This is a genomic window from uncultured Pseudomonas sp. (assembly GCF_943846705.1).
Taxonomy (GTDB): Bacteria; Pseudomonadota; Gammaproteobacteria; order Pseudomonadales; family Pseudomonadaceae; genus Aquipseudomonas.
Map to the genome: position 1 here is coordinate 3,282,797 of NZ_OX044366.1, position 12,038 is coordinate 3,294,834.

At 58.6% G+C, this 12,038-nt stretch carries 13 protein-coding genes and 4 tRNA genes; 10 read left to right on the forward strand and 7 right to left on the reverse strand.

The genetic code is table 11. The features are described from left to right. The first annotated feature begins 44 nt into the window (after nt 1-44). Nucleotides 45-1,439, forward strand: coding sequence for a siroheme synthase CysG (cysG, locus tag Q0V31_RS15515; RefSeq protein ID WP_298189000.1), 1,395 nt, complete (start codon nt 45-47; stop codon nt 1,437-1,439). Here the strand turns inward: cysG and Q0V31_RS15520 are convergent. The 6 genes from Q0V31_RS15520 to Q0V31_RS15545 all read right to left on the reverse strand — a co-directional run bounded on the left by Q0V31_RS15520 (nt 1,424) and on the right by Q0V31_RS15545 (nt 4,564). After that, entirely contained in the window at nt 1,424-2,410 is a 987-nt protein-coding gene (locus tag Q0V31_RS15520) for a glycosyl transferase family protein (protein ID WP_298189003.1), read from the reverse strand. The genes cysG and Q0V31_RS15520 overlap by 16 nt on opposite strands. Then, nucleotides 2,407-2,742: a TusE/DsrC/DsvC family sulfur relay protein gene (locus Q0V31_RS15525; RefSeq protein ID WP_298189006.1), complete on the reverse strand. Its 336-nt coding sequence runs from the start codon at nt 2,740-2,742 to the stop codon at nt 2,407-2,409. The genes Q0V31_RS15520 and Q0V31_RS15525 overlap by 4 nt, the downstream gene beginning before the upstream one ends. Next, entirely contained in the window at nt 2,739-3,038 is a 300-nt protein-coding gene (gene tusB, locus Q0V31_RS15530; protein ID WP_298189009.1) for a sulfurtransferase complex subunit TusB, read from the reverse strand. Before tusB ends, Q0V31_RS15525 begins: the two co-directional genes overlap by 4 nt. Continuing rightward, nucleotides 3,038-3,397: a sulfurtransferase complex subunit TusC gene (gene tusC / locus Q0V31_RS15535; RefSeq protein ID WP_298189011.1), complete on the reverse strand. Its 360-nt coding sequence runs from the start codon at nt 3,395-3,397 to the stop codon at nt 3,038-3,040. The genes tusB and tusC overlap by 1 nt, the downstream gene beginning before the upstream one ends. Nucleotide 3,398: 1 nt before the next feature. After that, a complete protein-coding gene (tusD, locus tag Q0V31_RS15540) occupies nt 3,399-3,791 on the reverse strand; it encodes a sulfurtransferase complex subunit TusD (protein WP_298189013.1) in 393 nt (130 codons plus the stop codon). Nucleotides 3,792-3,898: 107 nt separating this feature from the next. Then, nucleotides 3,899-4,564 (reverse strand): Bax inhibitor-1/YccA family protein, encoded by a 666-nt coding sequence (locus Q0V31_RS15545; RefSeq protein ID WP_298189015.1) that lies wholly within the window; start codon nt 4,562-4,564, stop codon nt 3,899-3,901. Between the two features lie 235 nt (nt 4,565-4,799). Here Q0V31_RS15545 and Q0V31_RS15550 point away from each other — a divergent pair. The 7 genes from Q0V31_RS15550 (at nt 4,800) to Q0V31_RS15580 (ending at nt 8,745) form a co-directional block, all read left to right on the forward strand. Further along, a tRNA-Ser gene (locus tag Q0V31_RS15550) sits at nt 4,800-4,890 on the forward strand. Nucleotides 4,891-5,222: 332 nt separating this feature from the next. Next, nucleotides 5,223-5,867 carry a UvrY/SirA/GacA family response regulator transcription factor gene (uvrY, locus tag Q0V31_RS15555; RefSeq protein ID WP_298189018.1) on the forward strand — a complete coding sequence of 215 codons (645 nt, stop codon included), beginning with the start codon at nt 5,223-5,225 and terminating at the stop codon, nt 5,865-5,867. After that, entirely contained in the window at nt 5,854-7,695 is a 1,842-nt protein-coding gene (gene uvrC / locus Q0V31_RS15560; RefSeq protein ID WP_298189021.1) for an excinuclease ABC subunit UvrC, read from the forward strand. Before uvrY ends, uvrC begins: the two co-directional genes overlap by 14 nt. Nucleotides 7,696-7,728: 33 nt before the next feature. Then, on the forward strand, nt 7,729-8,289 hold the full coding sequence (pgsA, locus tag Q0V31_RS15565) for a CDP-diacylglycerol--glycerol-3-phosphate 3-phosphatidyltransferase (RefSeq protein WP_298189024.1): 561 nt from the start codon (nt 7,729-7,731) through the stop codon (nt 8,287-8,289). A 67-nt stretch (nt 8,290-8,356) separates the two neighbouring features. After that, a tRNA-Gly gene (locus Q0V31_RS15570) sits at nt 8,357-8,432 on the forward strand. Nucleotides 8,433-8,472: 40 nt separating this feature from the next. Further along, nucleotides 8,473-8,546: transfer RNA gene (locus tag Q0V31_RS15575), tRNA-Cys, on the forward strand. Between the two features lie 112 nt (nt 8,547-8,658). Beyond that, nucleotides 8,659-8,745, forward strand: a tRNA-Leu gene (locus Q0V31_RS15580). A 146-nt stretch (nt 8,746-8,891) separates the two neighbouring features. Here Q0V31_RS15580 and Q0V31_RS15585 read toward each other — a convergent pair. Beyond that, the gene (locus tag Q0V31_RS15585) at nt 8,892-9,905 is read right to left on the reverse strand and encodes an AraC family transcriptional regulator (protein WP_298189026.1); all 1,014 of its coding nucleotides are present in this window, start codon (nt 9,903-9,905) and stop codon (nt 8,892-8,894) included. Nucleotides 9,906-10,110: 205 nt separating this feature from the next. Here Q0V31_RS15585 and Q0V31_RS15590 point away from each other — a divergent pair, with 205 nt between their 5' ends. Then, a complete protein-coding gene (locus tag Q0V31_RS15590; RefSeq protein ID WP_298189029.1) occupies nt 10,111-11,295 on the forward strand; it encodes an acetyl-CoA C-acyltransferase family protein in 1,185 nt (394 codons plus the stop codon). Nucleotides 11,296-11,372: 77 nt separating this feature from the next. Next, nucleotides 11,373-12,023: a TetR/AcrR family transcriptional regulator gene (locus tag Q0V31_RS15595; RefSeq protein ID WP_298189031.1), complete on the forward strand. Its 651-nt coding sequence runs from the start codon at nt 11,373-11,375 to the stop codon at nt 12,021-12,023. Nucleotides 12,024-12,038: the final 15 nt, after the last annotated feature.

Below are 12,038 nucleotides of genomic sequence, written 5' to 3' on the forward strand. Positions count from 1 at the left end.
GCCAATGCCGCCCCGTTTTGTTTACCCGATCGAGAGCGAGCGTGATGGATTTTCTGCCCCTGTTCCACAAATTACAGGATCGCCTGGTACTGGTGGTCGGCGGCGGCGAAGTCGCGCTGCGCAAGGCGCGCTTGCTCAGCGATGCCGGTGCCAAACTGCGGGTGGTAGCGCCCGATATTCGTGAAGAGTTGCGTGAAATGGCCGTGGCCAGCCATGGCGAAGTGTTACTGCGCGACTATCAGTCGATTGACCTGCAAGGGGTGGCGTTGATCATCGCGGCCACCGATGATGAGCCGCTGAACGCTGATATATCCCAGCAGGCCCAGGCCCTGGGTATTCCCGTTAACGTGGTGGACGCTCCGAAGCTCTGCAGTGTGATTTTTCCGGCCATCGTTGACCGTTCGCCCTTGATCGTGGCGATCACCAGTGGTGGCGATGCCCCAGTTCTAGCGCGTTTGATCCGCGCCAAGATTGAGACGTGGATTCCTGCCACTTATGGTCAGCTGGCCGGTTTGGCCAAGCGTTTCCGCGCCCAGGTCAAAGGGTTGTTCCCTGATGTACAGCAACGCCGCGTGTTCTGGGAGGATGTGTTCCAGGGCCAGGTAGCCGAGAGTGTGTTTGCCGGCAAAATGCAGGAAGGGCAACGCTTGTTGGAAGAGAAGATTGCCGGGATTGCGCCGCGCACATTGGGCGAGGTGTACCTGGTGGGGGCGGGCCCGGGTGATCCGGACCTGCTGACCTTCCGTGCCTTACGACTGATGCAGCAAGCCGACGTGGTGCTTTACGACCGCCTGGTCGCTCCGGCGATTCTCGAACTGTGTCGCCGTGATGCCGAGCGCATCTATGTCGGTAAACAGCGCGCCGAGCATGCCGTGCCCCAGGAGCAAATCAACCAACGCCTAGTCACCTTGGCTAAAGAAGGTAAGCGGGTGCTGCGCTTGAAGGGCGGTGATCCGTTTATTTTCGGGCGCGGCGGTGAAGAAATCGAAGAGCTGGCCGCTCACGGTATTCCGTTTCAGGTGGTGCCGGGTATCACGGCGGCTTCGGGCTGCGCTGCCTATGCCGGGATTCCGCTGACCCACCGTGATCACGCGCAGTCAGTGCGCTTTGTGACGGGTCATCTGAAAGACGGTAGCAGTAATTTGCCTTGGGCCGAGCTCACCGCATCCAGCCAGACCTTGGTGTTCTATATGGGCCTGGTCGGGCTGCCGACGATTTGCCAGCAACTGATCGCGCACGGCCGCGCCGCAACAACGCCTGCGGCGCTGATCCAGCAGGGTACGACACAGAACCAGCGGGTATTTACCGGCACCTTGGCCAACCTGGCTGAACTGGTAGCGGAGCATGAAGTGCATGCGCCGACTCTGGTGATAGTCGGCGAAGTGGTGCAGCTACGCGAGAAACTGGCCTGGTTTGAAGACGCTCAAAGCAGGTGCTGATCTCGCGCTGCCCACAGCTGTTCGGCACGCCTGAATGCCGCTTCGCGCGGCTCACCCTGTGCGCGTAAAGCCAGGGCCATGGTGCTGATGACCGTCAGCAGGCCGTAATCATCGGTTACTTCGCCGCGCCAGAATGCGCCCAGGTGAGCCGGCTCCAGCGACCCTGGCTTGACGTGGCGCTGCGCCGACATGGCGGGCCATTCTTCATCCCAGATCTCACCATTGGCCGTGCCGTATAGGTGGCTGGCGGCGTCCGGGTTTATCTCGATTTCACCGCCTTCACCTTTAATTACTATGGCCGTATCGCCCAGTAACTGGCTGGCCTGGCGATGCACCGCCTGATACCCCGGGTGGAAGATGCTCTGTAGGCCGCAGCGTGCACCCAGCGGGTTGAGGATGCGCGCCAGGGAGTGAATCGGTGAGCGCAGGCCGAGGGTATTGCGCAGGTCAATCATCCGCTGCAGCTGTGGCATCCAGTCGCCTAGAGGAATAAACGCCAGCTGCTGCTGATTCAGCGCCTGCTCGACGCTGCTCCAATTGCGACACAGCGGGATGCGTAAGGTTTCGAGCAGTTGTTCGCTGTACAGGCGGCCGCTGGTGTGTGGGCCGCCGCCATGCAACAGAATGCGTATACCGCTGCCTGCCAGGGCTTTAGCGGCCAGCAAAAACCAAGGCAAATGACGTTTCTTGCCGGCGTAGCTCGGCCAATCGAGGTCGACCTGGATTGCCGGCGCTTGTAGGCGCGCACGCACGGCTTCGGCAAAGCCGGCCATTTCCTCGGCGCTCTCTTCCTTGTGCCGCAGCAGCATCAGAAAGGCACCCAGCTGGCTTTCTTCAGCCTGGCCATCGAGCAGCATCCCCATGGCTTCACGGGCTTCCTCGCGGGTCAGGTTGCGTGCGCCGCGTTTGCCTTTACCGAGGATGCGTACGAATTGGGCGAAGGGGTGTTCTGGCGGGGTCACGAGGTTCATAGGCAATTGGTCGGTTTGGGCAGGCCCGCCAGCTTGGCGGCGAGTTTGGCAGGAGCGCCATTGAACAGGCGGTTAAGGTTGAGGCTATTGCCTTTCTCGGGGCCGAGTTTGCTGGCAATAAATTTCACCAGTGGGCGATTGGCGGGTGATAGCTGGAACTCGGCGTAAAAACTGCGCACCAGCCGCAAGATTTCCCAGTGTTCGGCGCTCAGCGTAATGCCCTCGCGCTGTGCCAGCGCCTCAGCTGTGGTTTCGGACCAATCGGCCAGTTCGATCAGGTAGCCGTCTTTGTCCAGCGCTAGGCTGCGGCCCTCAATAGTCAATGAGCTCATAGCCAGGTGTTGACCTTGTCGTACTGGCAGCTGAGTGCCACGAAGCCTGGATAGTCAACCAGGCTAAGGCGTGCAGGCCGATCAATGGCGCGGGCTTGCACGTCTTCATCCAGGGCATACAGGGTAATGGCCTCAGGCATCAGTTCAAGCGCTTGGCGCTGCGCGCTGCCCGCTTGTAGGGCGTATACCGCGTCACCACATAGCAGCAGTGCATCCTGGCTGCCGAGCAGGCGCAGGCAGCTGCTCAGTCGGTTATCAGTGAAAGGAGAGTGCGAGAGTACATGCAAGGTAGCCATCAGAGCGTAATCACCTGGTCGTAACGGTCAATCAAGGTGCTTAGTTCGGCATCGTTAAGGGGAGCGACGGCAAGATTGCTGGATGGTGCTTGTAAGCCGCGCTCGGCTAAGCAGCGCTGCGAAACATACAGCGCTTCCACGCCAAACATCGGCAACGCCTGCAAGTTGGCGCTGAGGTCTTTTTGCTGCAAACGGGCAGATTGTTGCGCGCCGCTCAGTTGGAACACCCCATCATCGAGAAACAGCATGCCAATGGGCAGGTCGAAGGCACCGCCGGCCAACGCTATATCCAGTGCTTCGCGAGCGGAGGGGCCAGACCAGGGCGCCTGACGGCTGATGATCAACAGTGACTTACTCATCTTATGGCCCTCCGAAACACACTAAACGATCGGATAATTGCGTCGCCTCGTGCAATTGACCCAGGCCGGAAAGCTCCCACGGCGCGTCCAGATTGGCCGCTGAGCGCGAGTAACGCTGTGCTTCATCGGCGTTGAGTACGCCACGGCGCAGGGCTGCAGCGATACACACCACGCCATCCAGCTGCTGCGTTTGCACGAACTCACGCCACTCACGCGGCAGGTCCACTTCATCCTGCGCGCAGACCACATTGCTCGAGGCGCTGTGTACGCCGTCCTGATAGAAAAACAAACGCACAATCTCATGCCCGCCCGCCAAAGCCGCCTGAGCAAAGCGCAAGGCGCGACGTGAAGACGGGGCGTGAGGCGGTGAGAAGAGGGCGATGGCGAACTTCATGGCAAACCTGAGAAAGCAGTTTTCGAAATGATAAAGCCTGGGCCGCCAAGATGCGCGTTACAGGCATAAAAAAGCCCGCCGGGGCGGGCTTTTCACAGCTTTAGGGATTAATCGTCGCCCATGATGCCGAAAATCTGCAGCAAACTGATGAACAGGTTGTAGATCGATACATACAGGCTGATGGTCGCCATAATGTAGTTACGCTCGCCACCATGAATGATCGCGCTGGTCTGGAACAGGATGCAGGCCGAAGAAAACAGCACGAAACCAGCGCTGATCGCCAACTGCAGGCCGCTGATCTGAAAGAAGAAGCCAGCAACCATCGCCCCCAGCAATACAAAGAAACCGGCAGTGATAAAGCCGCTGAGGAAGCTCATGTCCTTGCGCGTAGTCAGCACATACGCCGACAAGCCGCAGAATACGAGCGCGGTCATGGAGAAGGCAGAACTGACGACTTCCGCGCCATTGGCCATGCCCATGTAGCGATTAAGAATCGGCCCAAGGGTGTAGCCCATAAAGCCGGTCAAGGCGAGCGTCGAAACCAGGCCCCAGGCTGAGTTACGCAGTTTTGCAGTGAGGAAGAACAGGCCGTAAAAGCCGATCAGTACCACGAAGATATTCGGGTAAGGCACATTGGCGCGCTGGGCGACGTAAGCCACCAGCCCACTGAAAGCCAAGGTAATGGCCAGCAGCCCGTAAGTGTTGCGCAGGACGCGGCTAACTTCTTGCTGCTCAACCTGTGTGTGGTCAAGTGCATAATTGTGTTCGTTCATGGCGACACTCCTTAAATGGCTGATGGTCCGGGACCAAAGTCAGCCCCGATCATAGCAGAGCGATGCCATGCGCCAACACACAGAGTTTGACAGCGTGTTGCGTTCGGGTAAGATGCCGCCCGCAAATGTCAGAAACATGGTGTTTGCGACTGAATAGGGGATCTTTGATGATCAGTTGATGGGGAGACTCTTCTCCTAGTCATCATATAAAGGCGCTCACATTCGGTGCAGTATTGGAGGGTTGGCAGAGTGGTTGAATGCACCGGTCTTGAAAACCGGCGAACGTTAGTAGCGTTCCCAGGGTTCGAATCCCTGGCCCTCCACCAAATCAGTGAAAAAGAGCCTAGGCCAAACCTAGGCTCTTTTTTTTGCCTGGCCACTCTGGTCAAGCATGCGTTAACGCGTTCTCCGGATTGCCGTAGAGCTTGGGTCTACTTCCGGGGTTAGCAGGGTATGCTGGCTCTGGCTAGATGCACTCCAGTAGTATTGCGTGGGTTCTAGGGCTGGCGATACCGTTGCCAAGCGGCAAATGGATCTACATGCGCCGACCATGTTGACGCTTGCATTTTGACGGTTATGCGCCAAGCTGCGTTTTAGTAAACGACCTGTTTTCCAACTTAGCCTGCTGTATTAGCAGCTGGTACGACTGGGGTGACGCTTGATCAGGGTACTCGTTGTTGATGACCACGACCTGGTGCGTACCGGTATCACCCGCATGCTGGCTGATATCGATGGCTTGCACGTGGTGGGGCAAGCCGAGTCCGGCGAAGAATCCCTGAAAAAAACCCGCGAGCTCAAGCCAGACGTTGTCCTGATGGACATCAAGATGCCGGGTATTGGTGGTCTTGAAGCCACGCGCAAGCTGATTCGTAGCCATCCCGATCTTAAAATTGTTGCTGTCACGGCCTGCGAAGAAGACCCGTTCCCCACGCGGTTACTGCAAGCCGGCGCTGCGGGCTACCTGACCAAGGGCGCCGCACTCGAAGAGATGGTTCAGGCCATTCGCATGGTCTTCGGTGGTCAGCGCTACATAAGCCCGCAGATTGCCCAGCAACTGGCGCTCAAGTCGTTCCAGCCGCAGAGCAGTAACTCGCCGTTTGATCTGTTGTCCGAGCGCGAGATTCAGATTGCGCTGATGATTGCCGGCTGCCAGAAGGTTCAGGTGATCTCTGACAAGCTGTGCCTGTCGCCGAAAACCGTGAACACCTACCGTTATCGCATCTTCGAAAAACTGTCGATCACCAGCGATGTAGAGCTGGCCCTGCTGGCCGTGCGCCACGGCATGATTGATGCCAGTAACTGACGGCACGGGCGCGACCTTCGACTCCAGCGCATTTCTTTCCACCTGCAGCGGTCGCCCTGGCGTGTACCGCATGTTCGACGTGGACGCCAAGCTGCTTTATGTGGGCAAGGCCAAGAACCTAAAAAAACGCCTCGCCAGCTACTTTCGGCAGAGCGGCTTAGCGCCGAAAACTGCCGCGCTGGTGGGTAAAATTGCGCAAATCGAAACCACCATCACCGCCAACGAGACCGAAGCGCTTCTGCTTGAGCAGACCCTGATCAAGGAATGGCGGCCGCCGTACAACATTCTGCTGCGCGACGATAAGTCCTATCCTTATGTGTTTCTTTCTGATGGTGACTTCCCGCGGCTGAGCATTCACCGTGGCGCGAAAAAGCAGAAGGGCCGCTACTTTGGCCCTTATCCCAGTGCCGGGGCTATTCGCGAAAGTCTCAATCTGCTGCAGAAGACCTTTCTTGTGCGTCAATGCGAAGACAGCTTCTACAAAAATCGTACCCGGCCTTGTCTGCAGTACCAGATCAAGCGCTGCAAAGGCCCCTGTGTTGGCCTCGTAGAGCCTGCCGAATACGCCGATGACGTTCGCCACTCGGTGATGTTTCTGGAAGGGCGCAGCAATGCCCTGACCGATGAGTTGTCCAGCGGCATGCAAGCTGCCGCCACGGCCCTCGACTTTGAGCGCGCTGCCGATTTGCGTGACCAAATTTCGCTACTACGCCGGGTGCAGGATCAGCAGAGCATGGAAGGCGGCACGGGCGATGTTGACGTCGTTGCGGCCATGGTCAACCCAGGCGGCGCATGCGTGCATCTAATCAGTGTGCGTGGCGGTCGGGTGCTTGGCAGCAAAAACTTCTTTCCGCAGGTGGCTATCGAGGAGGAGGGCAGTAGCGTGTTGCTGGCGTTCCTCGCACAGTACTACCTGAGCAGCCAGGAGCGCGATCTACCGAGCGAATTGATCGTCAATGCTCAGCACGAAGACTTCCCCACGCTGATCGCCGCCATTGATGAGCTGCGCGGCCGCGAACTGAGCATCAGCTATCGCGTGCGCGGTACGCGTGCACGCTGGCAGCAGCTGGCTGTGACCAATGCCGAGCAAGCCCTGGCGGCGCGCCTGGCCAACCGACAACATGTGGCTGCGCGCTTTGATGCTTTGGCCCAGGCGCTGGACATGGATGAGGTGCCGCAGCGCTTGGAGTGCTTCGATATCAGTCATTCCAGCGGCGAAGCAACCGTTGCCTCCTGCGTGGTGTTCGGCCCGGAAGGCCCGCTGAAATCCGATTATCGCCGTTACAACATCGAAGGCGTGACGCCTGGTGATGACTACGCTGCCATGCACCAGGCGCTGACTCGGCGTTTCAGCAAGATCAAGGAGGGCGAGGGCAAGTTGCCAGACATCCTGTTGGTTGACGGTGGTAAGGGGCAGCTAGCCATGGCCCGCGAGGTGCTTGAAGAGCTGGCCGTGCCTGAGCTGATTCTACTTGGCGTAGCCAAGGGCACGACCCGTAAGCCAGGCCTGGAAACCCTGTATTTAAATGATGCGGCGCATGAATTCACATTGCCCGGCAACTCGCCGGCTCTGCATCTGATTCAGCAGATTCGCGATGAGTCGCACCGCTTTGCCATTACCGGGCACCGCGCCCGCCGCGATAAAACTCGGCGCACGTCAACCCTTGAGGGGGTTGCCGGGGTAGGGCCCAAGCGCCGCCGCGAGCTGCTCAATCACTTTGGCGGTTTGCAGGAATTGTCCCGCGCCAGCATCGAAGAAATCGCCAAAGCACCTGGAATCAGTAAAAAACTCGCCGAGTCGATTTATGCCGCACTGCACAGTGAGTAGAATGCCGGCTCTCTTTACCGCTAAGTTGTGCCAATGAATATCCCTAACCTGCTTACCGTGCTCCGCGTATTGCTAATACCGGTATTTATTGTGTTGTTTTACCTGCCTTTCAGCTGGAGCTACTGGGCGGCCAGTGCGGTGTTCTCAATAGCGGCAGTCACCGATTGGTTAGACGGCTACCTGGCCCGCCGCTGGGAGCAGAGCACGCCGTTTGGTGCGTTTCTTGATCCGGTTGCCGACAAGCTAATGGTCGCGGTGGCCCTGGTTTTGCTGGTAGATGAGCACTCCAACCTTTGGCTGACGTTACCGGCGGCGATTATTATCGGCCGTGAAATCGTGGTGTCGGCGTTGCGTGAATGGATGGCAGAACTGGGCGCCCGGGCACATGTGGCGGTATCCAATCTGGCTAAATGGAAAACGGCTGCGCAGATGCTGGCACTGGTGATACTGCTGGCCAATCCGCCGGCATTTACCGCCTGGGTCGTGCTGGGCTATGTGCTGCTGTTCATTTCAGCCGTACTGACCCTCTGGTCGATGGCGCAGTACTTACTGGCTGCGTGGCCACACCTGCGAATCACCTCCGAAAAGAAATAAGCTTTTTTGAATCAAGGGGTTGACGGCAAGCTGCGAAGCTATAGAATGTCGCCCGTCAGTACGACAAGCGGGAATAGCTCAGTTGGTAGAGCACGACCTTGCCAAGGTCGGGGTCGCGAGTTCGAGTCTCGTTTCCCGCTCCAGTTTTCCACGAAACGTTTAATACGATTCGTTTAGTTTCAAGGCTGAGTAGCAGAGTGGTTATGCACCGGATTGCAAATCCGTGAACGCCGGTTCGATTCCGACCTCAGCCTCCAATTAGAAGAGCCTCGTAGATCACTGATTTACGAGGCTTTTTCATTTAAGTTTGAAGCCTTGCGAGGCGCTTAAGGGCTGTATATAGTCCAAGCCTCACAACGCAGCGCTACCGCCCGAATGGCGAAATCGGTAGACGCAAGGGACTTAAAATCCCTCGAGGGTAACCTCGTGCCGGTTCGATTCCGGCTTCGGGCACCAATAACGTTAACTGGGGTTACCCGAGTTAACCCGAAACACAGAAAAACCGGCCTCGTCGCCGGTTTTTTTGTGCCCGCGTGTTCCGCGGGGCTGTCGTCTGGCGAGGCTCTGGCTGTGATGTAGATATATTTCGCTTCGGCGGATGTTTACTTGCCCGGACGCTGCTTCAAGCGATAGGCGCCTGGGCTTTCGCCAGTCCACTGTTTGAACGCTCGGTGAAATGCACTTGTTTCCCTGAAGCCAACCTTCTCGGCAATTGCGGCGATGCTCAGGTCAGTATTACGCAAGCAGTCAAAGGCGATGCTGCGACGCACTTCATCTTTGATTCCTTGAAAGGAAAAGCCTTCCCGCTGCAGTTGGCGACGAAAGCTGGTGACGCTCAGGTTATCTTCGCGAGCCAGCTCGACCAGGCTCGGCCATTGCGGGTAATGGCAGTTATGCAGGCGTCTATGCACCTGTGCGCTTAGGCCTTGGCGATTACTGAAACGGATGATCACCCATTGCGGGGCCGTACGCAGGAAGGTTTTTAGTGAGTCCAGGTTCTGCATGACGGGCAGTTTCAGGTAGTCGGCATCGAACTCGATTTCGGTTTGCCCGGCCTCGAATGTCAGGTCCGGCCCCCAGAGTAGGTGATCGTCATCATGGCCGGGGCGAGGGTGGCCGAATTGCGCGCGGCTAATCGGTATGCGTCGCCCGGCCAGCCAGCACATGAGGCTGATGACCACCGTCAGGAAGGTTTCTTCGATGATGCTGCGCAGGAATGGAGCCTCTTGGCGATTGTGCAGGGTGATCACCGCGTTATTGCCGCGCAGCGACAGGCTGCCTTGGATATCCCTAAGAAACAGCCGCCAGCTGGCCAGGCATTGGTGCAGCGCCTGGCCAATGGTTGAGGCCTGGATCAGGCCGCGGCAGATCAAGGCAAAACTGCCGACGGGCATACCGTGGGAGTCGTAGCCGAAGAACTCATCGTCCAGCTCCTCGATGACGATCAGCCACAACTTGGCAAATGCCGTAGCCGGTACCCGCGCCGCACGCTCGGCTAGCAATCGTTTGGGGATCCCGGCCTGCGCCAAGAGCGCATCCATGCGCGCGGGTTGATCGCGCAGGCTGTACAGCGCCGCCTGGACGAAATAAACAGACACCGAATCTTTCTCTTGCATGGCCTTGATCCGTTGCGATTCCACCCATGCGGGGTGGCAAAAAACGTCAGCCACATCGGCTATTTTTGGCATAGGCCCACACGGGACGCCTCTTTAGACTAACGGGCTGTTTACGCCAGGGCGGCTCGATGCCGAGCTGTTCCTGGTCGTGGTTTGTTAGTCGAATGTGGCCGCGCTGGGCGCGACCATGCTGCCGGAGTGCCCCATGCCCAACCCCGAAGTTTACATCGTCAGTGCCGTCAGAACCGCAATCGGCTCCTTCGGCGGTACGCTTAAAGACACTCCGCTGTCCGTGCTGGCCACAACGGCGGTGCGGGCTGCCTTGCAGAGAAGCGGTTGCGCAGCCGAGCGCGTTGGTCATGTGGTGATGGGCAACGTGATTCCGAGCGAGCCGCAGGACAGTTACATCTCGCGTGTTGCCGCCCTTAACGCCGGCATCCCACAGGAAACCCCCGCGTTCAACGTCAATCGCCTGTGTGGCTCGGGTTTGCAGGCGATCATCTCGGCGGCCCAAAGCCTGCTGTTGGGCGAAACTGATATCGCCGTTGCCGGCGGTGTTGAAAGCATGAGTCGCGGCCCCTACCTGCTGCCCGGCGCTCGCTGGGGTGGGCGCCTTGGCGATATGCAGGCCGTTGATTACATGTTGGGCATTCTGCATGACCCCTTGCACCGCATTCATATGGGCATCACCGCGGAAAATGTTGCCGAACGCTACGGTATCAGCCGTGAGGCGCAGGACAGCTTGGCCCTTGAGAGCCAGCGGCGTGCCACCCAGGCGATCGCTCAGGGGCATTTCCTCGGTCAGATCGTGCCGCTTGAAATCAAAACCCGCAAAGGCACTCAGGTGTTCGAAGTTGATGAGCATGTGCGCAATGACTTTTCACTTGAACAACTGACGCGTATGAAACCTGCCTTCAAGGAAGGCGGCAGCGTGACGGCGGGCAACGCCTCTGGGCTGAATGACGGCGCGGCGGCGTTGCTGTTGGCCACAGGTGCGGCGCTGCAAAGCGATAATCTGCGCCCACTGGCGCGTCTGGTCAGTTATGCGCATGCCGGTGTCGAGCCAGAGTTTATGGGCTTGGGTCCAATCCCGGCGACGCGCCTGGCGCTTAAGCGGGCCGGGCTGAGCATCGCCGATCTGGATGTAATTGAGTCCAATGAAGCGTTTGCCGCCCAGGCCTGTGCAGTGGCCCGCGAACTTGAGTTCGATCCGGCCAAGGTCAACCCCAACGGCTCCGGCATCTCCCTCGGTCATCCGGTGGGCGCCACCGGTGCGATCATCGTCACCAAGGCCATCCATGAGCTGCATCGCACCCAGGGCCGCTATGCCTTGGCGACCATGTGCATCGGCGGCGGGCAGGGCATTGCCGCAATCTTCGAGCGCGTTTGATGGCTGCCGAGCGTGCCACAGGTTTAAAGCGAGACAGGGCTGTAATGAATAGCCGGCACCTAGGCAGCAACGCCTCCGTGGCATTGCGGCCATCCACCCGTGAATCTGCGCTGACGCGGCTTGAGCAGATTCGCTACAAAGCGCTTGAGCTGTTTGCCGAGCGCGGCTTTTCCCGGGTCAGCATGCGCGAGTTGGCTCTGCACGTGGAGATTGGCTGCGGTTCCCTGTATCACCACTTTGAAAGCAAAGAGCGTCTGCTCTTCGAGCTGATCGAAGAGCTGTATGACGATCTGCTGGAAGCGGTCTTTAGCACGTCTCGGGGCAGTGCCGCCGAGCGTTTGCGGGGTTTACTGAGTGCGCACATCGCCTTGCATGAGCGCCGCGGTTTGCAATTTTTGCTGGCCGAGCAGGAGTTGCGTTGCCTTGGCGCGCCACACCATGAGCAGATCCAGCAGATGCGCCAACGCTATGAGGACAGCCTCTTGGCACGCGTGCTTGAAGTGGAACCCACGGGCCCGACTCGGCTGCTCAGGCCAGCGGTGCAGGGAGTGATCGCGTGGCTCAATAATCTGCCGAGCTGGTTATCACAAGCCGCCTTGGAGCCTGCGGAAAAGCAAGCGCTGATCGAGGGCATGGTTTTTGGCATGCTCGCCGGCGTGATCAAACAACCACTGCAGGCTGCCAGTCCAGCCACGGTTGCCTTGGCGGCTCATGGCGCAGCCGGATGACGTGCTGCCTCGTTG

Excerpts from the sequence above, each read along its gene's own strand:
- Q0V31_RS15585 (WP_298189026.1), bottom strand. The coding sequence starts at position 9,905 with ATGCAAGAGAAAGATTCGGTGTCTGTTTATTTCGTCCAGGCGGCGCTG.
- Q0V31_RS15525 (WP_298189006.1), bottom strand. The coding sequence starts at position 2,742 with ATGAGCTCATTGACTATTGAGGGCCGCAGCCTAGCGCTGGACAAAGAC.
- pgsA (WP_298189024.1), top strand. The coding sequence starts at position 7,729 with ATGAATATCCCTAACCTGCTTACCGTGCTCCGCGTATTGCTAATACCG.
- uvrC (WP_298189021.1), top strand. The coding sequence starts at position 5,854 with ATGCCAGTAACTGACGGCACGGGCGCGACCTTCGACTCCAGCGCATTT.
- Q0V31_RS15520 (WP_298189003.1), bottom strand. The coding sequence starts at position 2,410 with ATGAACCTCGTGACCCCGCCAGAACACCCCTTCGCCCAATTCGTACGC.
- tusC (WP_298189011.1), bottom strand. The coding sequence starts at position 3,397 with ATGAGTAAGTCACTGTTGATCATCAGCCGTCAGGCGCCCTGGTCTGGC.
- Q0V31_RS15590 (WP_298189029.1), top strand. The coding sequence starts at position 10,111 with ATGCCCAACCCCGAAGTTTACATCGTCAGTGCCGTCAGAACCGCAATC.
- tusB (WP_298189009.1), bottom strand. The coding sequence starts at position 3,038 with ATGGCTACCTTGCATGTACTCTCGCACTCTCCTTTCACTGATAACCGA.
- cysG (WP_298189000.1), top strand. The coding sequence starts at position 45 with ATGGATTTTCTGCCCCTGTTCCACAAATTACAGGATCGCCTGGTACTG.
- Q0V31_RS15545 (WP_298189015.1), bottom strand. The coding sequence starts at position 4,564 with ATGAACGAACACAATTATGCACTTGACCACACACAGGTTGAGCAGCAA.
- tusD (WP_298189013.1), bottom strand. The coding sequence starts at position 3,791 with ATGAAGTTCGCCATCGCCCTCTTCTCACCGCCTCACGCCCCGTCTTCA.